The organism is Mycobacterium sp. (assembly GCF_035274705.1).
Classification (GTDB): domain Bacteria; phylum Actinomycetota; class Actinomycetes; order Mycobacteriales; family Mycobacteriaceae; genus Mycobacterium.
In genome coordinates this window covers 1-19,319 of the sequence record NZ_DATENY010000064.1, presented here as the reverse complement: position 1 = coordinate 19,319, position 19,319 = coordinate 1, and the positions used below count along the sequence as shown (strand labels likewise).

At 63.0% G+C, this 19,319-nt stretch carries 16 protein-coding genes and 2 pseudogenes; 9 read left to right on the top strand and 9 right to left on the bottom strand.

Annotation, left to right across the window (positions count from 1 at the left end):
- Nucleotides 1-192: 192 nt before the first annotated feature.
- Entirely contained in the window at nucleotides 193-1,686 is a 1,494-nt protein-coding gene (locus VJV41_RS15095; RefSeq protein WP_325335034.1) for an NAD(P)/FAD-dependent oxidoreductase, read from the top strand.
- A gap of 50 nt (nucleotides 1,687-1,736) precedes the next feature.
- On the opposite strand, the pseudogene VJV41_RS15090 reads toward VJV41_RS15095, so the two are convergent.
- The 3 genes and pseudogenes from VJV41_RS15090 to VJV41_RS15080 all read right to left on the bottom strand — a co-directional run.
- Nucleotides 1,737-1,863: pseudogene (locus tag VJV41_RS15090) on the bottom strand (SAM-dependent methyltransferase); the annotation flags it as partial.
- Nucleotides 1,864-1,923: 60 nt separating this feature from the next.
- Complete coding sequence (locus tag VJV41_RS15085) at nucleotides 1,924-3,285, bottom strand: cytochrome P450 (RefSeq protein WP_325335032.1); 1,362 nt, start codon at nucleotides 3,283-3,285, stop codon at nucleotides 1,924-1,926.
- 572 nt (nucleotides 3,286-3,857) lie between these two features.
- The gene (locus tag VJV41_RS15080; RefSeq protein ID WP_325335030.1) at nucleotides 3,858-4,694 is read right to left on the bottom strand and encodes a phthiotriol/phenolphthiotriol dimycocerosates methyltransferase; all 837 of its coding nucleotides are present in this window, start codon (nucleotides 4,692-4,694) and stop codon (nucleotides 3,858-3,860) included.
- A gap of 814 nt (nucleotides 4,695-5,508) precedes the next feature.
- Between VJV41_RS15080 and VJV41_RS15075 the strand changes: the two genes are divergently transcribed.
- Nucleotides 5,509-7,200, top strand: a complete 1,692-nt coding sequence (locus VJV41_RS15075; RefSeq protein WP_325335028.1) for a hypothetical protein — start codon at nucleotides 5,509-5,511, stop codon at nucleotides 7,198-7,200.
- Nucleotides 7,201-7,407: 207 nt separating this feature from the next.
- On the opposite strand, the gene VJV41_RS15070 is transcribed toward VJV41_RS15075, so the two are convergent.
- Together VJV41_RS15070 and VJV41_RS15065 are read right to left on the bottom strand one after the other, a co-directional pair.
- Nucleotides 7,408-8,238 carry a class I SAM-dependent methyltransferase gene (locus VJV41_RS15070; protein ID WP_325335027.1) on the bottom strand — a complete coding sequence of 277 codons (831 nt, stop codon included), beginning with the start codon at nucleotides 8,236-8,238 and terminating at the stop codon, nucleotides 7,408-7,410.
- Nucleotides 8,239-8,404: 166 nt separating this feature from the next.
- On the bottom strand, nucleotides 8,405-9,247 hold the full coding sequence (locus VJV41_RS15065; RefSeq protein ID WP_325335025.1) for a phthiotriol/phenolphthiotriol dimycocerosates methyltransferase: 843 nt from the start codon (nucleotides 9,245-9,247) through the stop codon (nucleotides 8,405-8,407).
- Nucleotides 9,248-9,728: 481 nt separating this feature from the next.
- Here VJV41_RS15065 and VJV41_RS15060 point away from each other — a divergent pair, with 481 nt between their 5' ends.
- The 3 genes and pseudogenes from VJV41_RS15060 to VJV41_RS28985 form a co-directional block, all read left to right on the top strand.
- Nucleotides 9,729-10,277, top strand: coding sequence for a hypothetical protein (locus VJV41_RS15060; RefSeq protein WP_325335023.1), 549 nt, complete (start codon nucleotides 9,729-9,731; stop codon nucleotides 10,275-10,277).
- A gap of 84 nt (nucleotides 10,278-10,361) precedes the next feature.
- Nucleotides 10,362-13,892, top strand: coding sequence for a DNA polymerase III subunit alpha (gene dnaE, locus VJV41_RS15055; protein ID WP_325335022.1), 3,531 nt, complete (start codon nucleotides 10,362-10,364; stop codon nucleotides 13,890-13,892).
- A gap of 38 nt (nucleotides 13,893-13,930) precedes the next feature.
- Nucleotides 13,931-14,005: pseudogene (locus VJV41_RS28985) on the top strand (MerR family transcriptional regulator); the annotation flags it as partial.
- Nucleotides 14,006-14,009: 4 nt separating this feature from the next.
- On the opposite strand, the gene VJV41_RS15050 reads toward VJV41_RS28985, so the two are convergent.
- Complete coding sequence (locus tag VJV41_RS15050) at nucleotides 14,010-14,843, bottom strand: class I SAM-dependent methyltransferase (protein WP_325335020.1); 834 nt, start codon at nucleotides 14,841-14,843, stop codon at nucleotides 14,010-14,012.
- Nucleotides 14,844-14,878: 35 nt separating this feature from the next.
- Complete coding sequence (locus VJV41_RS15045; protein ID WP_414684963.1) at nucleotides 14,879-15,619, bottom strand: hypothetical protein; 741 nt, start codon at nucleotides 15,617-15,619, stop codon at nucleotides 14,879-14,881.
- Between the two features lie 29 nt (nucleotides 15,620-15,648).
- On the opposite strand from VJV41_RS15045, the gene VJV41_RS15040 reads away from it, so the two are divergent.
- Entirely contained in the window at nucleotides 15,649-16,050 is a 402-nt protein-coding gene (locus tag VJV41_RS15040; protein ID WP_325335018.1) for an SRPBCC family protein, read from the top strand.
- Here the strand turns inward: VJV41_RS15040 and VJV41_RS15035 are convergent.
- Nucleotides 16,047-16,241 carry a hypothetical protein gene (locus VJV41_RS15035; RefSeq protein ID WP_325335016.1) on the bottom strand — a complete coding sequence of 65 codons (195 nt, stop codon included), beginning with the start codon at nucleotides 16,239-16,241 and terminating at the stop codon, nucleotides 16,047-16,049. The genes VJV41_RS15040 and VJV41_RS15035 overlap by 4 nt on opposite strands.
- Before the next feature lie 87 nt (nucleotides 16,242-16,328).
- Between VJV41_RS15035 and VJV41_RS15030 the strand changes: the two genes are divergently transcribed.
- The 3 genes from VJV41_RS15030 to VJV41_RS15020 are packed head-to-tail and all read left to right on the top strand — an operon-like array spanning nucleotide 16,329 to nucleotide 18,838.
- Entirely contained in the window at nucleotides 16,329-16,766 is a 438-nt protein-coding gene (locus VJV41_RS15030; RefSeq protein WP_325335015.1) for a nitroreductase family deazaflavin-dependent oxidoreductase, read from the top strand.
- A gap of 29 nt (nucleotides 16,767-16,795) precedes the next feature.
- Entirely contained in the window at nucleotides 16,796-18,076 is a 1,281-nt protein-coding gene (ilvA, locus tag VJV41_RS15025; protein ID WP_325335013.1) for a threonine ammonia-lyase IlvA, read from the top strand.
- Nucleotides 18,077-18,130: 54 nt separating this feature from the next.
- Nucleotides 18,131-18,838: a thioesterase II family protein gene (locus tag VJV41_RS15020; protein ID WP_325335011.1), complete on the top strand. Its 708-nt coding sequence runs from the start codon at nucleotides 18,131-18,133 to the stop codon at nucleotides 18,836-18,838.
- Between the two features lie 109 nt (nucleotides 18,839-18,947).
- Here VJV41_RS15020 and VJV41_RS15015 read toward each other — a convergent pair.
- Nucleotides 18,948-19,319, bottom strand: a 372-nt coding sequence (locus VJV41_RS15015; RefSeq protein WP_325335009.1) for a DUF3459 domain-containing protein, incomplete at its 5' end; no start/stop codon positions are given.

Genomic DNA, 19,319 nt, shown 5'->3' with positions numbered 1-19,319 from the left:
TGCGTCACATGGATCGGCTGTTCCGCGAACTGCAGCGGCGCGATGCTCGCGCTTTCGAGTCACCGAACCGGCCAAACCGGCAGCATGGCATGCGGGGTCCCCGCGGACGGATCGCAATGGAGGGAGATTCGGCCGCGTTTCCAGGTCCTTATCGATTCACGGCGGTGAAGTACGCGGTACCGTCTAGTGGTTATGGGCGTGCAGTATTACGACGTCATCATCGTGGGGGCGGGTTTCGGCGGAATCGGCGCGGCGATCCAAATGAGCCGCCTGGGCTATGACAACATCGTGATCGTCGACCGCGAGGACGACCTGGGTGGAACCTGGCATGTCAATCACTATCCAGGCCTTTCCGTCGATCAGCCGTCTCCCACGTTTTCCTACTGGTTTGAGCCGAACCCCTACTGGTCGCGCATGTATGCGCCGGGCGCCGAACTGAAGCGCTATGCCGAGCGTGTGGCCGACAAGTACAACGTACGCCGCTACATGCGGTTCAACACCACCGTTGAAGGCGCGCGGTGGGACGACGAAGCCCTAGTTTGGCGGGTTGAGCTTGCCGGTGGTGAGATGCTGACCGCGCAGTTCCTGATCACTGCGACCGGCTTCCTATGCCAGCCGCGCACTCCGGATATTGCCGGTATCGAGACTTTCGGTGGACGCATCGTGCACACCGCCGCCTGGGATGACAGCTATTCACTTGCCGGTCGCCACGCGGCAGTCATCGGAACCGGTTCCACTGGTGTGCAGGTCATTCCCGAGCTGGCCAAGGAAGTCTCCGAGCTGACCGTGTATCAGCGCACGCCGATTTGGGTGCTGCCCAAGTTGGACGTCGTATTCCCGCCCGCGGTGCAACGGCTCTTCGCCAAGCTGCCGCTTACCCAGCGCATCCTGCGGTGGTTCACCGACACGAGCCTGGAATTCATGATGGTCATCACGATGTGGAAATTCCGGTACTTCAAGCTGGTCAACAAAGCCATATCAGGTGTATCGAAAATTTACCGGTTTCTGTTGGTGCGCGACAAGGAGTTGTGGCGCAACCTGAACCCGGATTTCGACTTCGGTTGCAAGCGACCGACAATTTCGAATTCCTATTACCGCGCGTTCACCAAGCCGCATGTGCGTCTGGAAACCAGTGGCATCGAGCGGATCGAGCCCGACGGCATCGTCGCGCGCGACGGCACCAAACGGTTCATCGACACCATGGTGCTCGCGACCGGATTCGATGTGTGGGACGCCAATCTACCGGCGATTGAGGTGATCGGCCGGGAGGGCCGGAACCTTGGAAAGTGGTGGCGCGAAACGAGGTTTCAAGCCTACGAAGGCATCTCGGTACCTTACTTCCCGAACTTTTTGAGCATGGCCAGCCCGTACGCGTGGGTGGGGTTGTCATGGTTTAACACGGTGGAATACCAGATGCGCCACATGGATCGGCTGTTCTGCGAACTGCAGCGGCGCGGTGCTCGCACCTTCGAGGTCACCGAACAAGCCAACGCCCGCTTCATGGATCGGATGACCAGGCTGCTCGAAGATTCGGCGTTTAACCTCGGCAGTTGCGCGACCTCGCGGTCGTATTGGTTCAGAAACCACACCGGCACGGGGGAAGCACCGCTTTTCCGGCCCACGTCGGTGCGTAGTGCCGTCAAGGACCAGGACCGATTCCCGTTGTCGGACTACGCGATCGCCTAACTCCGCCGTTCATTGCTTGGTGAAGCAATACACCGGTGCTCGATTTCCCGAGGGTAGGCTTGCGAGGCTTCGAGATTGATGACCGCGTCGGAAGATTCGTCGGCAAACGGCTGACTTTCGGCGTCGCCGTGCACAACTCCAGCCGGGCAGATCTTGTCTCCTTCGGCAAAAGGCGATGTCGGTGATCTGCCCCGTGCGAGTAGTGGCTATGCCGCCGGCTCAACGATTTCGCCGACGTCAGCTACCGTTGTCGGCCACCGCCGCAGAGCCACGATCACGCGACGTAGTGCCCGTCCGCCGGTACACCACCGCACGTGCGCCGCGTGCGGGCGCGATCGCCACACCGCGGTAGTGACGCCGTTCGCCCGGCGCATCGGTTGGCGCGAACCGGAATTCGCGCAGCAGAATGCGCATGGCGACGTTCATCTCCATATTCGCGAAACCCGCGCCAATACAGCGGTTTACCCCGCCGCCGAACGGAATCCACCGGAAGGCCTTCGGGTTGGAGCCGATGAATCGGTCGGGGTTGAACGAGTCCGCGTCGGAAAAGTTTTCTTCTGACTCATGCGCCATTTGGAAATTGATCATCACATTGGTGCCAGGCGGAAGGACCCAGTCGCCCAAGCGAATTCGCGTCTTCGGGCAGCGCGTTGTAGCCTCGAGAGTCGGCCGGGTGCGCTGCACTTCGTAGATCGTTGCCTGTCGCAATTCAGATCCGCCGGCGTCCACTTCGTCAACAAGCCGCGACAGCACCTCCGGGTGCCGGCGTAACCGCTCGACTGTCCAGGCTAGTTGTGAGGCGGTTGTCTCGTGACCGGCGGCGACCACGGTCACCAGCTCGTCGGCGATGTGCCGGTCCGGGATCGGGTCACCGTTCTCGTAGCGGGCCTGCAACAGTAGCGAGAGGACGTCGCTGCGCTCTTCGAAGGCCGGGTCAGCCCGCGCATCGGCGATGAGCGAGTCGATGACAGCGTCGATCCGCCGCCGGTACTCCAATAACCGCCCCCCGGGACTCCACCGGCCGAAGTCGCGCCGCACTATCGGCGGCAGCAGGTGGAGGGGAGAGCCCAGCGTAATCGCGGCCGGCAGCGCGATCCGAAGCTCCTCCAGCACGGGTCCCTGGGCGCCGAACACGGCGCGCAGGATCGCATTGAGGGTCAGGCGCATCATCGACGGCAGCGTTTTGAACTCGCGGCCCTCCGGCCAGGTCGTGATCTCACGCATCACCTCTTCTTCGACGATGCGCTCGTACGTGCTCACCCGCTTCCCGTGAAACGGCGGGAGAAGCAACCTGCGGCGCTCGAGATGTTCGTCGCCGTTGAGGCTGAAGGTCGATCCAGGGCCGAATACATGGCCGAGGTTAGTTGGGCGTTCGATCAGATCACTACTCGTGCTGAACACATCCTTGACCAGAATCGGGTCGCTGATCACCACCATCTTCCCCAAGGCCGGCAAATTGATGGTGAACGTGTCGCCGTAACGTCGGCTCAGTGCGGGAACCACCTCGCACAGCGCGGTCAAGAACGCAACGCCTTGGACCATCTTCGGTACCCGCGGCCCCGGTGGTAGCCGCACCGGCTCAGTTGTCGCCGTCGCCATAGCCGCCCCCTCGTCGTACCGCGAAGCCAAGATTACTCAGAGGTCTCAAGGCCTCAACCGGTTTTGTGGAGCCGTTGCAGTCTGGGTGCAGCCGCCTCCCGAGCCTGCCGGGCATCCCGAGCTTTCCGAGTCCTCACGAGAGGCGTGCTTGCACTGAAACAGTCCGATGTCGCGCCGCCGCCGAGGTGTTTTCCTATGCAGGTAGGCGAAAGTACGCAGCTCAGTCTCGGAAGCCCGCGACCCGCAGGTCATCGTCGGAAGATGCCGACACATCCCGGCCACGGCATGGATTACTCGTCAACATCGGTGCCGCCCACACCGAGCGTGGCGCGCCGATCCAGTTAGGCGAGCGCGCGTTGGTTTTATCGGCGGGACTGACTTCGCCCACATCTGACGGTCGACCACGTCAAGGTCGTGGGCGCGGTGAATTGCGTGGCCATCTTTCGGCGCACCTCAATCAGACGATCTGAGGAGCTCAGGTCAAACGACCGAAGGTTGGCACCGTGGTGATCTGCGCGACGACGCGCTGGTGATCACGTCGGCGAGCCGATCCCTTTGGGAGGGAAGCCACTTCAATCCTTGGCGAAGCAGTACACCCGGTAAGTGAACTGCCCGCGTTGCAGTGCGCCGTTGAACGCCCAGTCGGTCACGTCGCTGGCATAGCGGGTGAAGCCACGGGGCACCGCCGACCCATGGCGACTGATCAGGTCGTGCTTCCGCGGCGCATTCTTCTCATTCCCGCGCAGAACCTGCGCATCGATGACCGCGTGCGAAAGCAACCGCATCGGGGCGTCCGCCAGCGCCGCCTCCCACTCGGCTAGACCGTGACGCCGGCGGAAATCCGCGTAGAGAAAATGCCCTCCCGGGTGCAGCACGCGCGCGACTTCGGCGAGAAAACGCGGAAAATGAGGGTAGAGGTGCGAGGCTTCGACATTGATCACGGCGTCGAAGGATTCGTCGGCGAATGGCAGTTCCTCGGCGTTACCCTGCACGAAATCCAGGCCGGCCAGATTGTGCCTTTTCCGGCAAAACTCTATGCCGGCCGGGTTCAAGTCCAGCCCGGTGTAGGAGGCCGGGTGCAAGGTGCGCACGAGATACGAGGCTCCGCCGCCGTGGCCGCAGCTGGCCTCCAGCACGCGCTTGCCGCTGAGATCCACCTGGGTCGCCGCGCGGTGGTAGAGCTGGATGAAGAACCGATGGGGTTCGTCCGACGGCGCCAGCGGCAGGGCCATCGGAGGATCTTCCTCGTAGCCGTAGTTGAAGAACAACCAGTCATCACCACCGAGCAGGCGGGTTTGGGCGGCGAACCGTTTCGTGACGAATGAGGTGAATAGCAGGCGATAGACCAACGGGTATGTAACCAGGCGGTGGACGAACCGGTTGGATATCAGGCGGTTTGTGCTGGCCATCGGGGGCAGTATGACACGAGCGCGGACAACACAGCTGGGATTCAAGCGGTCCCCAAACCCGCCCAGGCAGCCTCTCATGTCGAACGTTCCTGGCCTCTCGCCAACCAGCGCCACTAACGCGGCCGCCGGCGAGCCGATCACCGTCGCTGTGCGGTTTGCACCGCGTGCGTGGCCCAACTGAACGGCGATTGGATGCGGTCGCGCAGGTCCTGCCGCCAGGTGCCTGACGTGATCCGGCCGCCGATCGAAAAGATGCATCTTGAAGACGTGCTGCTTCGTGCCACTCGCTCGCTGAGGGAAGTTACTGCCGACGACGCGCAAACTGGTTGACCAGGTGAAGCACCTCCACGGGTGCTGGGACTCACTCGGATTGACGACCGCTTCCGCTGCCTCCAGATGTCGGTGCTGAAACTGCATCGCACCGACAAGTTTGCCAGATTGCGAGAGAATTTTTAATTTGCTCATGTATGAACTAGATGCATTTGACTAGCCATAAGTCAAAATATGATATTTGCGGACCTTGACCGCCGGGTTGACCAGCCGAATTGATCCGGATTTTGCCACGCTCGGGCGTTTTCTGCTGTAGGTTCAGTGCTGCCGTTAAGCTGCATCGACCTTGGGGGAGGTCTGCATGTCCGCACCCGCGCATCACCGAGGACGCCACCGCAAACCTCGGCGGGCGAGACGAGAGCATGGATTTCGAAGCGTTGGCACGGCGGCCCGTTCAGTGTGTCCGCATGCCGCTGCGGCAGGTGTGGCGCTCCTGGGGACCAGTGTCATAGCCGTCACTTCGGTTGCGCCGCCGCCACCCGAGATGCGTGTCGTTACTGCGGAGGTGCGTCTAGCCGCTGCCTCCTCGCTTCTCAATGTTCCGGTCAACCTGCTTATTGACGTCGTCAACATTCCTGACAACGAGGTGCAAGCGCTCGACTATTTATCGCGCTCTCTGATTTTCAGCGGGCCGTGGTTCGTCGTAAGCGCGACGAACATTTGGGGAGTAGACCCAGGGGATCCTGGCCATTTCATGTCGACAGTTAACCTGCTGGTGCCGTTCCCAGCACTGTCCGGACTTGGGCTTGATCAATCCGATCAAAACGGCCTGGGCCAGCAGCTGTGGCACTTCGTGGCGGCAGAGCTCCCCGTGAATAAATATTGTGACGCCGACGGATGCCCGCCCGGGGTGCCGATTAGCCCCATCACCGGCTTTACGGGCCTCGACAATGTCCTCTGGGGCTTGGCGTTAACGTTTGGACTGTACGGGTTCGCGCCGGGCGCATCGGTGAAATTTCCCCTCTTCAATAACTGGTTTTCGGTACCGCTTTCGGATCTGGTGTCCGGGTACACCTTTGGACCCGGCCAGCCTGGCTACACTGACCCGAGCGGCCCCGTCTATCCCGGATTCGGCTTCGCGGGTACGACTGAAGTTGACGGCCCTAATGGGCCCGAATACTTGATGCCATGGGCCAACACGACATTTACGCTGGATCCGTTCAAGCCCTTCCAAAATTATTTCAACCACTTGATGGCAGATCCGGCAACGAATCCGATCCACCTTCCCGATCTCGTGGAAATCGGCAGAACCCTTCAAACTCTCGCCGCAGCGATGGTCATTGCCTTCGATCCGCTTACCCCGGGAGCCGGCCTCTGCACGGGGGGCCTTGGTAACTGCAGCTGGCTGCCTCCTGCTCTGGATTATCCGGGGATCGTGAAATTTATCGGAGATCTCTGGCCGGGAAATACCGTTATAAACGAATGGCTGGACGCCCGGGCTAACGGCACCGCCAACGTCCCGACGAAGGAGCAAATCGAAACCGCCGCAAGGCTTGCGGAACAAAACAGTTCTTTTTGGGACTTTGGTAACCCGAGCCCACCACCCGAGTTGGTCAACGGTTCCAATCCCGGCACACTGGCGCCGTTCTTCCACAAGCTGTGGACGGACCTCGGCTTGAATCCGCCTCCGTTAGCGCCTCCGGCAACGGATCCAGCACCGGCAACGGATCCGCTTCAGCAGCAGGCCCTATCGGGCGACGCGACACTGGATTCCATCCCCCAGGGCAGCGAGGGTCAGCAGAATGGCCCGAACACCGGTGTCCAGCACAACGTCGACCCGAGCAACGTCGACCCGAACAACGTCCTCGCAAGCTCAAGCTCCGTAACCGGCGGTCCCTCCAACGTGGCCGCGGAATCCGACAATTTGTCAAAGACCGTGGTCCTCGACGTCGGAAAGCCCACACTGACGCCCACCTCGTTGCCCAACCTTCGCTCCGTAGCAGACGGCTTGCCGGCCGGACCGGCTGAGCCGCCGAAAATCAGCACCGAAAGCACCGGCAAGCCCGAAAGCACCGGCAAAGCCGACAACAACAGCAACGGCGTCACCGAAAGCGGTTCTGCGCGCCACGCGAAACAGACTGAAACCGGCCCGCGCCACGTCAAGGCTGACAACGAGAACGACAACGACAGCAGCGACAGCAGCGGCGGGGGCCAACACCGGGCGGACGCCCACTGAGACGCGGTAGCGCCTATGGGAGTTCATTGGTTCGACGCGTTAATCGCAAGTGCGGCTTCGCCGCGGCGATCCAATTAAACCGACTGTGTCATGACAACATCGTGAGCAACGACCGGGGCGGATCACCCCGCGGAAAGTGGCGCATCAACCGTAACCCGCCCTTACCGTCGACGTCCCGTCCGTGACGTAACCCGGCGGCCTGGGCTGCTAGAACTGGTATCGCAAAATCCGCGTATTGCGCGCACTGGCCGGGAAGCGCGCGGCGATGCGGCTGCCGAACCGCAGCATCGGCGGGAACAAGGCCACGTCGGGCTCATGCAGCGCGCTGGCCTCCTCGACGAGCTTCAGGTCGGCATTCCAGGTCTCGGGCTGGTGCGCGTCCTTGAACCCGTCAAAGGCCCACTGGCTGTACAGCGTCCTGAACATTCGCTTCCTCGTGGCGACAAGCGAAGCGAAGCGCTTGATCGGGCCGACGGCGCCGTAGTCGTTAAACGCGACCATGCCGGACTCGAAATGGTCGGTGATTTGCCGAAAGATCGCGACGATAACCGGCTCGCTCAGGAAAGGGAAAAGACCGTCGGCGACGACCATCGTCGGCCGATCACCGGGAATCGCGCCGGTCCAGTCCGGTTCAGCCACCGACGCCTCTACCGAGTGCGACCGGTCACGGCGGGGCAGCAGGGCATCGCGCAGCCTGATGACCGCTGGCAAATCGACGCTGTACCAGTCGACCGTGGGCGACGGATCTACCCGGAAGACTGCGCTATTCAGCCCCGCACCGAGGTCCACCACCACGGCGTCGGGGTGCTCTGTGGTGAAAGCGTGGGCCCGCTCATCGAGCATCTTTGCTCTCAGCGCCACCAGACACACCACGCTCGCGATGACGCCCAAGCCGGCGAAGTCGTAGTTAATCTTGCCGACGACTTCCTCGGCGAGGGTGTCGCTGAGTATTGAACAGGGTGAGCGGCTGTCGAGCGCCCGGGCGTACTCGGTGAGCAGTGCGGTCTCTTCTACCGGCGTGAAATGGCCGACATCCATGCTGGGCCAACCACATTGACGGCGCGGGCCTGGCCTGCTCTCGATCACGGCGACACCGCGCCATTTCCGAAACTCATTATCGCGGGCAGATCATTGCCTATCTCTGGGTGGAGTTCCCTTCCTGGGCTTTCGTTCTCGAGCAGCCCTTTCTGGAGGCGACGTCGCTTCAATCCTTCGCGAGGCAATAGGTGCGGTAGGAGATCTCGCCGCGCTCGAGGTCTCGGTAGAACCACGAACCGTCCACAACAGCGAATTCGCGGCCGAAGCGGCGCATGAACGCCGGCAGATACCGATTGATCAGCTCCATGGACCGCGGCGAATTTTCGTGCAGGCCGCGCAGAACCTGGTCGTTGATGACCCTCTTGGAGACGAGCCGCAGCGGTGATTCCTTTAGAGCTGCCTCCCAGGCGCGAAAGTTGTCACGGTTGCGGAAATCGGAGTAGAGGAAATACCCCCCGGAGCGCAGGACGCGTGCCGCTTCGCTGAGGAAACGCTCGAAGTTGGGGTAGATGTGCGAGGCCTCGATGTTGATCATCACATCGAAGGATCCGTCGGGAAAGGGCAGGTCCTGGGCGTCGCCTTGCACGAAATCCAGGCCTGGCAGCTTGTGCCTCTTCTGGCAGAAGTCGATCGCGGCAGAGTTGAAGTCCAGCCCCGTGTATGAGGCGGGATGCATCGTCCGTACAAGGTAGGAGGCTCCGCCCCCATGGCCACAGCTGACTTCCAGCACTTTCTTGCCACTGAGATCGATCTGGCTTGCGGTCTGGTGGTAGAGCTGAATGCTGCACCGGTTGGGTTCGTCGGACTCGTCGAGCGGCAGCCCCATCGGCGGGTCTTCCTCGTAGCCCCAGTTCAAGAAGACGATGTCTTCCTGCCCGACGAGCCGACGGGTCATCAGGGGATACCAGTACTTGAAGACCTTTTTGTAGGTCGCGGTGGACCCGATGCGATACACGAGATCTGCGCCGATGTTGTCCAGCTTTTCGAATCGGACGAGGGTACGAACCATGGCGGAAAGTATTCCAGGCAGCCGTTGACCACACACGGGGTTCCGGACATTTTGTCCGGAGAACCGGACCCTAGGTTTTGCAGTTTTTTCGTCACCGATCAGCTCTGCGATGTGGAGTGCGCGGATGCGACGCGCCTGTTACGGACAACGCCGGCGAGCAAGTCGCGCTTCATGAGCGTGCCGCAGGTCGATGCGATGCCCCATGGGACGGGCCGGGTTCATGTGTCCACTGATGTACAAGCAAACTCGATCAGCTGCTTTCCGCGACTCCTTGTCCGGACGATCATTCGAAGGTGCTGCAGCACGGTGAGGGACCGCAAACGATCGATGTTCTTCCCGGGTCCAGGTGGTCGAGATACTCGCGCACGAGGATCCGAGAGCGCTGCGACAAGCGTGTAATCGCTACTTTGATGCGACGCGCAGGCCTAGCCGCTATCTTGGATTACTGCGGCTCCCCGCAATTTCAGCAAAGGAGCATGCCGTGAACATCGACCCCACTGTGACCTGGCGCGACATCGCCGACCAGCTCACCGCAAAGCAAAGAGCCATGCTTGATGAATGGGACACGAGACCGAGCCACCCACACGGCGATGAGGGACACCGCAGAGGGCTAGTCGTGGTTGCGCGCCAGATGGCCGCCGACAACATCGCACAGGAAACCTTCGCCAGAATGCCGAAGCCGCTCGGCGCCACTAGCGTTGACACCTGGCGCGCCGATGGCGACCGCCCGTGTATCCGACGCTTCACCGGTCCCAGACGCGGGCTGGTCGCAGTGGGCGGGAAGGCGGTTACCGTTGACATTCTTGGTGTGCAGTACTCCGACGGCGAGATCGAGCGCACGATTAGCGTCAGCGCCGATAGCGTCGATCTGGGCGCCGCGCATCTGGCGCGAGAACTGGCCGACTCGCTTAACGCCGCTGCCGACGACCTCGACCGGCTCAACGAGCTAGACGGGCAGAACTCGTCGCCCGCTTCGTGGCAATCGTCGTCGTGCCCCAACTCGGCTGGACGCCGGGGCCGATTCCGATGATCAAACTGGGTTTGCGGCGGGATAAAAGACACGCTCCTCGACACGCCGGGAAGTGTCGGTAGGCCGCCTTAGACTGGCGTCTCTATGAACTCTTCCTTCGTCCACCTGCATAACCACACCGAATACTCGATGCTGGACGGTGCGGCGAAGATCACGCCGATGTTGGCCGAGGCGCAGCGGCTAGAGATGCCCGCGATCGGCATGACCGATCACGGAAACATGTTCGGCGCCAGTGAGTTCTACAATTCCGCAACCGCAGTAGGCATCAAGCCGATCATCGGCGTGGAAGCCTATATCGCACCCGCGTCCCGGTTTGATACCAAGCGCGTCTTGTGGGGCGATCCGAGCCAGAAGGGCGACGACGTCTCCGGCAGCGGGTCCTACACCCACCTGACCATGGTCGCTGAGAACGCGACCGGTTTGCGCAACCTCTTCAAGCTCTCGTCGCTGGCGTCGTTCGAGGGCCAGCTCGGCAAGTGGTCGCGCATGGACGCCGAACTGATCGCCGAGCATGCCGCGGGCATCGTCGCCACCACCGGCTGCCCGTCCGGCGAGGTGCAGACCCGGCTTCGGCTCGGTCATGACCGCGAGGCACTGGAATCGGCCGCGAAGTGGCGGGAGATCTTCGGCGCCGACAACTACTTCCTCGAGCTGATGGATCACGGGCTGGACATCGAGCGCCGGGTACGTGAAGGTCTGCTCGAGATCGGCCGCAAGCTCGGCATCCCGCCGCTGGCCACCAATGACTGCCACTACGTCACCCGCGACGCCGCGCACAACCACGAGGCGCTGCTGTGCGTGCAGACCGGCAAGACGCTGTCGGACCCCAACCGCTTCAAGTTCGACGGTGACGGCTACTACCTCAAGTCCGCCGCTGAGATGCGCGCGTTGTGGGACGCAGAGCTTCCCGGCGCCTGCGACTCCACACTGCTGATCGCTGAACGGGTGCAGTCGTACGAAGACGTCTGGGCCCAGCGCGACCGGATGCCCATCTTTCCGGTACCGGAGGGACACACCCAGGAGACGTGGCTACGCCATGAGGTCGACGCCGGGCTGGCGCGCCGGTTCCCGTCGGGTGTGCCTCAGGAGTACGTCGACCGGGCTGCCTACGAGATCGACGTCATCTGCGCCAAGGGGTATCCGTCGTACTTCCTGATCGTGGCTGACCTGGTGAGCTACGCGCGCTCGGTCGACATCCGCGTCGGCCCCGGGCGTGGTTCGGCCGCCGGCTCGCTGGTTGCCTACGCGCTGCGCATCACCGATATCGACCCGATCGAACACGGGCTGCTGTTCGAGCGATTCCTGAATCCTGAACGTGCGTCGATGCCCGATATCGACATCGACTTCGACGACCGCCGCCGCGGTGAGATGGTTCGGTATGCCGCCGATAAGTGGGGTCATGATCGCGTCGCGCAGGTCATCACATTCGGCACGATCAAAACCAAGGCGGCGCTGAAGGATTCGGCTCGCATTCACTACGGCCAGCCCGGTTTCTCGATCGCGGATCGGATCACCAAGGCGCTGCCGCCGCCGATCATGGCCAAAGACATCCCGCTGTCGGGGATCACCGATCCCAACCACGAGCGGTACAAGGAGGCCGCCGAGGTACGCGGGCTCATCGACACCGATCCCGATGTGCGCACCATCTACGAGACCGCGCGAGGTCTGGAAGGCCTTATCCGCAACGCCGGCGTGCATGCGTGCGCGGTGATCATGAGCAGCGAGCCGCTGACTCAGGCGATTCCGCTGTGGAAGCGGCCGCAGGACGGCGCGATCATCACCGGCTGGGACTACCCGTCGTGTGAGGCCATCGGCCTGTTGAAGATGGACTTCCTCGGCCTGCGCAACCTGACGATCATCGGCGACGCGCTGGAGAACATCAAGGCCAACAGGGGAATTGAGCTCGACCTGGAGTCGGTGCCGCTCGACGACTCCGCGGCCTACGAGCTGCTGGGGCGCGGCGACACACTCGGCGTGTTCCAGCTCGACGGCGGGCCGATGCGCGATCTGCTGCGGCGGATGCAGCCGACCGGGTTCGAGGACGTCGTCGCCGTCATCGCGCTGTACCGGCCGGGGCCGATGGGCGTGAACGCCCACAACGACTACGCCGACCGGAAGAACGGCAAGCAGGCAATCAAGCCGATCCACCCCGAACTCGAGGAACCGTTGCGAGACATCCTCGCCGAAACCTACGGCCTGATCGTCTACCAAGAGCAGATCATGCGGATCGCGCAGAAGGTGGCCGGGTACTCGCTAGCCCGAGCAGACATTCTGCGAAAAGCCATGGGTAAGAAGAAGCGTGAGGTGCTCGACAAGGAGTACGAGGGCTTCTCGGAAGGTATGAAGGCCAACGGCTTTTCGGCCGCTCCGATCAAGGCGCTGTGGGACACGGTGTTGCCGTTCGCCGACTACGCGTTCAACAAGTCGCACGCCGCCGGCTACGGCCTGGTGTCGTACTGGACGGCGTATCTGAAGGCGAACTACCCGGCCGAGTACATGGCGGGTCTGCTCACCTCGGTGGGCGATGACAAGGACAAGGCCGCGGTGTACCTGGCGGATTGCCGCAAGCTCGGCATCACGGTGCTGCCGCCGGACGTCAACGAGTCCGGTCTGAACTTCGCGTCGGTCGGCGAGGACATCCGCTACGGGTTGGGCGCGGTGCGCAACGTCGGCGCCAATGTTGTCGCGTCGCTGATCAATACGCGCACCGACAAGGGTAAGTTCATCGACTTCTCCGACTACCTCAACAAGATCGAGATCGGGCCCTGCAACAAGAAGGTCACTGAATCGCTCATCAAGGCGGGCGGGTTCGACTCGCTTGGACATCCGCGCAAGGGTTTGTTCCTGGTGCATACAGATGCCGTCGATTCGGTGCTGGGCACCAAGAAGGCCGAGGCGATGGGGCAGTTCGATCTGTTCGGCGGCGCCGACACCGCCACCGATGCGGTGTTCACGATCAAGGTGCCCGACGAGGAGTGGGAGGACAAGCACAAGCTGGCTCTCGAGCGGGAGATGCTCGGCTTGTACGTGTCGGGGCATCCGCTCAACGGCGTCGCGCATCTGCTGGCTACCCAGGTGGACACCCAGATCCCGGCAATTCTCGACGGTGACGTCGCCAACGACTCTCAAGTAGTGGTGGGTGGCATCCTCGCCTCGGTGAACCGGCGGGTGAACAAGAACGGATTGCCATGGGCTTCAGCACAACTCGAGGACCTCACTGGTGGCATCGAGGTGTTGTTCTTCCCGCAGACGTACTCCGTGTACGGCGCGGAGATCGCCGACGACGCGGTGGTTTTGGTGAAGGCGAAGGTCGCAGCGCGTGACGACCGGATCGCGATGATCGCCCACGAGCTTGTGGTGCCGGACTTTTCGCATGCGCAGGTGGATCGCCCGGTGGCGGTGAGCCTGCCTACGCGGCAATGCACCGTCGACAAGGTCACCGCTTTGAAACAAGTTCTGGCACGGCACCCCGGTACGTCGCAGGTGCACCTGCGGCTGATCAGTGGCGAGCGCATCACCACGCTCGAGCTGGATGTCTCACTTCGCGTGACGCCCTCGTCGGCGCTGATGGGGGACCTGAAGGCGCTGCTGGGCCCGGGCTGCCTGGGCGGCTGAACCGCGTCACTCAAGGTCGATCCGAATGATGGCGCTGTCGGGCCAGAGCGCGCTGCAGCTGTCCGTCGATCGACGCCTGCACGTGCGGCGTTCACATCACACGCCCGGCGTAGACACCTAGAACGCGTACCGCAGAATCCGCGCCTTGCGCGCGCCGGTCTTGGTCTTGCCCGCGAGCTTCGTCGCGACCCGGATCCAGCCCGGGAACAGGTCGAGCTCCGGCTGATGCGCGAGGCTGGCTTCCTCGACCAAGGTCAGCCGAGGGTTCCAGGTTTCTGGCTGGTGAGCATCCTTGAAACCCGCGTAGCCCCACTGGCTTCCGACGTCCTTGAACATCTTCTGCGGGGCCAGCTTGATCGCGAGCCGGCTGAACCATCCGATCTCGCCGTAGTCGTTGAACGCCAGCTCGCCGGAGGTGAAGTGGTCGGTGATCCGCCGGAAGATCGCGACGATCACCGGCTCGGCCAGAAACGCCAACAGCCCGTCGGCGATGAGCATGGTCGGGCGGTCTGCCGGAATGGTGTCGGGCCAATGCTCGTCGGCCAGAGACATGGCCGCCGAGTGCGACCTCGGGTTGGCCGGCATCACCTCGTCGCGCAGCGCCAAGATTCCCGGTAGGTCCACGCTGTACCAGTCCACCATCGGCGGGGGATCGACGCGATAGAAACCGCTGTCCAGGCCGGCGCCCAGGTCGACGACCACAGCGTCGGGGTGCCGCGCGACAAAGTCTCGAACTCGGTCGTCGAGCATCTTCGCGCGCAACGCCGCCTGGCACACCACGCTGGTCTGTACACCCAGGCCGGCGAAGTCGTAGTCGATCTTGCCGACGACTTCGTCCGCCAGCGTGTCGCCGAGAATCGGCTTGGGCCAACGGCTGTCCAGCGCCCTGGCGTACTCGGTGAGAAATGCGGTCTGCTCGACGGCCGTCAGTGCGTTAGTTGCGATCTCCACGACCGCGAATGTACACCGATTCCTCGGCTGAACGTTTAGCCCAAAACGTTTACTGCTCTTGCGATTACGAGCCCGGCGGTGGTCAGCGCTACCAGGGCCTGCACCGTCATCATCATCTTCGCCCAGCGGGACAGTGGCATGGTGTCCGTGGGGGAGAACGCCATCACGTTGGTGATGCTCACATATAGGTAGTCGACGAACGTCGGGCGCCAATCCGGTTTCGCCACTTTGGGATTGTCCATCTGCGGGAACATGAAGTCCGGGTAGGCTTTCGCCCCCTCCAGTCTGGCGAACGGCCCGCCGCGATCCAGTTCCCAATACCAGATTCCGAACACGATGACGTTCGTGACGAAGATCGCCGCGCCGCTGCCCAGCAGTAGCGCAGCGTCGTTGCTCACCTCGCCCGAGATGATGCGGACATCGAGCACGGCTGCCGACAGCGTGTTGTCGGCCGTGATGGCTGCGAGCAGGATCCAGGACGCGTACTTGCCCGTCAACGTGGGCCGGGCAAGCCGCACCGGGTTGAGCGCGACCAGTACGACCAGTAGCAGGACCTCCATCGCGATCAGCGGCCAGCGGGGAACCAGCGTGTAGTTCCTCGCGATGGACAACTGCAGCACGATGGCCGTGATCAACGCGCCGAGCACGGGCAGCCGGCTCTCTGGGTTGCCGGGGCGCAGCCACGACGGCACGCGGTGCTCGGCTCCGGAGGCCATGCGCTCGGCGCGCTTTACGAACTCCTCGACTGCAGATGAGGGCTCGGGTGTGATGTCCATCTGCCTAGTGTGTGCGCCACGATGAAGGGATGGAGTCGCGACACGTCAGCATTTGGATCGAGGCCGCACCGGAGGTCGTCTACGACTTTGCATCCGATCCGCACGAGTGGCCGCGTTGGGCGGCCGGGCTCGCGCGGGGCGGGCTACGGCAGACCGCCGACGGGTGGGTGGCCGACTCGCCGATGGGCCAAGTCACCGTCGAGTTCGCCCCGCCGAATGAATTCGGTGTGCTCGATCATGTGGTGCGGTTGCCGTCTGGGGAGGCGGTGTACAACCCGCTGCGGGTGGTGCCCGGCGGTGTCGGAGAAGCGCGCTGCGAAGTCGTGTTCACGGTGCGTCGACGAGCGGGCATGACGGACGCCGAGTTGGACGCCGACGTGGCGGCGGTGAGCGCTGATCTAGAGACGCTGCGGGGGCTGCTGGAGGACTAGCGGCTCGATTGGAAGACGCCGAGCCCGAGCCACACCAGGGTGCCCGCGGCGGCCCCAGCCACCACGGCCGGCGCCGCACTGCCGGTTACGACGGCCACAACCGCCAGCACTAGAAAACCGATGGCGAGCGCGAGCAGTTTGTACACCGGCCAGGGAACTCCGGCGATGCTGACTTGGTCGCGAACGGTCACAGATTGACGATAGCTCGCAGAAGAGTTTTCGGGCAACCGAAACGGTGGATCGGGATGATCACTTTCTAGCCGTTCTAAGCTGGTGACATGCCACTTTCCGGAGAATACGAACCAAGCACGTCCGACTGGGCCCGCGAAAATGCGGAAACGTACATGGAGTCGGGCGGCACCGCAGGCACTGAGCTGAAAGGCAAGCCCGTCATCCTGCTGACCACCATCGGCGCGAAGTCCGGTAAGATCCGCAAGACGCCTCTGATGCGGGTGGAGCACAACGGCGCGTACGCGGTCGTGGCGTCGCTGGGCGGTGCTCCGAAGAATCCGGTTTGGTACTACAACATCAAGGCGCATCCGCGGGTCGAGCTGCAGGACGGCCCGGTCACCAAGGACTACGAGGCCCGTGAGGTCTCCGGCGACGAAAAGGCAACGTGGTGGGAGCGCGCGGTCGAAGCCTGGCCGGATTACGCGGAATACCAGAACAAGACCGACCGCCAGATCCCGGTGTTCGTGCTGACCCCGGTTTCCTGAAAACTGCAGGTTGGTGGCACCATTGACCGGTGTCCGCTGAACTGAGCCAGAGTCCTCGTACGTCGCCGCTGTCCGCGGCCGACATCGATGAGGCCGCTCAGCGAATTTCCGGCGTGGTGGCCCGCACCCCGCTGCAGATCAGCGAACGGCTTTCCGAGGCCACAGGCGCGACGGTTTATCTGAAGCGTGAGGACCTGCAGACGGTGCGGTCGTACAAGCTGCGCGGCGCGCACAACCTGCTGATGCAGCTGTCCGACGAAGAGATCGCGGCGGGTGTGGTGTGCTCGTCGGCGGGCAACCACGCCCAGGGCTTCGCGATGGCTTGCCGGTCGATGGGCATCCACGGCCGCGTCTATGTGCCGGGCAAGACGCCGAAGCAGAAACGGGATCGCATCCGGTACCACGGCGGCGAGTTCATCGAGTTGATCGTCGTCGGCAAGACCTACGACGAGGCGGCGGCCGCCGCGCTCGACGACGTGGCACGGACCGGGGCGACGCTCGTGCCGCCCTACGACGACCCGCGCACCATGGCGGGCCAGGGCACCATCGCCGCCGAGATCCTCGATCAGCTGGACGGCGAGCCGGACCTGGTGATCGTCCCAGTCGGGGGTGGCGGCTGCATCGCCGGCATCACGACGTATCTGGCCGAACGGACAACGGGCACCAGCGTCCTCGGTATCGAACCGGCCGGGGCAGCCGCGATGATCGCAGCGCTGGCCGCGGGGGAGCCCGTCACCCTGGGGCACGTCGATCAGTTCGTCGACGGTGCAGCGGTGAACCGCGCTGGCACGTTGACCTACGCGGCGCTGGCCGCGGCGGGGGACATGGTGTCGATCACCACCGTCGACGAGGGCGCAGTCTGCACCGCCATGCTCGATCTCTATCAGAACGAGGGCATCATCGCCGAGCCCGCCGGGGCGCTGTCGGTCGCCGGCCTGATGGAGGCCGACATCGAGCCGGGGTCGACCGTGGTGTGTGTGATTTCCGGTGGCAACAACGATGTTTCGCGCTACAACGAGGTGCTCGAGCGCTCGTTGGTGCACCTAGGTCTGAAGCACTATTTCCTGGTGGACTTCCCGCAGGAGCCCGGCGCGCTGCGCCGTTTCCTGGACACCGTGCTCGGGCCGGGCGACGACATCACGCTGTTCGAGTACGTCAAACGCAACAACCGGGAGACCGGTGAGGCATTGGTCGGCATCGAGCTGGGTTCGGCCGCCGACTTCGACGGTCTGCTGTCTCGGATGCAAGCGTCGGACCTACACGTGGAGGCACTCGAACCCGGATCACCGGCGTATCGGTACCTCACTTAGGCGTGGTTGCTCATCGCACCGCTTGAGAAGTCGTGCTGGCGGTACCGTGGGCGCGTGACCGGGCGCAAGCCGACGCTCTACATCTTCCCGCACGCGGGTGGATCGGCACAGTATTACGTTCCCTTCGCCAACGCGTTCTCCAGCGACATCAAACGCGTCGCCGTCCAATATCCCGGACAGCGCGGAACCCATGACCTTGCATCTTTCACCAGCATCGAGGACCTCGCCGACGGGGTATGCCAGATGCTGTCGCGGCCGGCATCCGACGCAGAGATCGCATTCTTCGGCCACAGCATGGGCGGTTTGCTGGCGTTCGAGGTCGCTCGTCGGTTCGAGGCGGCGGGAACGCCCATCGCAGCCCTGTTCGTGTCCGCCTGTGCCGCACCCGGCCGCATCGGCTACGAAGACATTCCGGAATCCGATCGCGGTCTGCTGACAGCGGTGAGCCAGATGACCGGAGCCAACCCAGAGTTCCTCGAGAACGAGGAGTTCGCGGCGAAGATCTTGCCCACGTTGCGCGGCCTACGGGCCATCGCGAATTACGACTGTCCACCCGACGCAACGGTGTCGTGCCCTATCTTCGCGTTTCTGGGCGATGACGACGAAGTCGCCGCCTACGAGAAGGTGGTGCCATGGTCGCAGCGCACGACGTCGGAGTTCACCGTTCGGGTGTTCCCTGGTCACCACTTCTACCTCGACGACCACTTGCCGGAGTTGGTCAGTGATATCGAGGACAAGATCTCGTTGTGTTGCAAGGGCTGATCGCGGAAACCCCCAAATCCATTCACTCCGTTCGACAAGCGGCAAATAGCAAGCCTTTCATTTTTGGACCGTCTTCCCCACTTCCGGGACATGCCGAAAGTGTGCGTTTTCAGGGTCGCAGGATCACAAACGAATGCGCTTGCAGCTGAGTGGTTGTCACACCTACGACGGGCTCCCGCCAAGCCAGCACCACCTCACCGGTGGCCGGAACGACGACGGCGTCGGAGTTCAAGTTGCACGCGATCGACAGCGATCCGCGATACATGACGATCCATCGCTGCGCCTCGTCGTACTCGACGCGCAGATGGTCCAGGCATGCATCGGCCATATCGGGTTCGTTGTGCCGCAACGCGATCAGCTGCTGATACGTCCGTCGTAGCCGGCCGTGATCGCCATCGTCGATCTCGTCCCAGTTCAGTTTGGACCGCTCGAACGTCGCCGGATCTTGCGGATCCGGGATCTCGTCGGCGTCCCAGCCGTG

Coding starts and splice junctions, on each gene's coding strand:
- VJV41_RS15070 (WP_325335027.1), bottom strand. CDS start 8,238: ATGGATGTCGGCCATTTCACGCCGGTAGAAGAGACCGCACTGCTCACC.
- VJV41_RS15040 (WP_325335018.1), top strand. CDS start 15,649: ATGGAGTCGCGACACGTCAGCATTTGGATCGAGGCCGCACCGGAGGTC.
- VJV41_RS15080 (WP_325335030.1), bottom strand. CDS start 4,694: ATGGCCAGCACAAACCGCCTGATATCCAACCGGTTCGTCCACCGCCTG.
- VJV41_RS15030 (WP_325335015.1), top strand. CDS start 16,329: ATGCCACTTTCCGGAGAATACGAACCAAGCACGTCCGACTGGGCCCGC.
- VJV41_RS15095 (WP_325335034.1), top strand. CDS start 193: ATGGGCGTGCAGTATTACGACGTCATCATCGTGGGGGCGGGTTTCGGC.
- VJV41_RS15065 (WP_325335025.1), bottom strand. CDS start 9,247: ATGGTTCGTACCCTCGTCCGATTCGAAAAGCTGGACAACATCGGCGCA.
- VJV41_RS15085 (WP_325335032.1), bottom strand. CDS start 3,285: ATGGCGACGGCGACAACTGAGCCGGTGCGGCTACCACCGGGGCCGCGG.
- VJV41_RS15045 (WP_414684963.1), bottom strand. CDS start 15,619: ATGGACATCACACCCGAGCCCTCATCTGCAGTCGAGGAGTTCGTAAAG.
- VJV41_RS15075 (WP_325335028.1), top strand. CDS start 5,509: ATGCGTGTCGTTACTGCGGAGGTGCGTCTAGCCGCTGCCTCCTCGCTT.
- dnaE (WP_325335022.1), top strand. CDS start 10,362: ATGAACTCTTCCTTCGTCCACCTGCATAACCACACCGAATACTCGATG.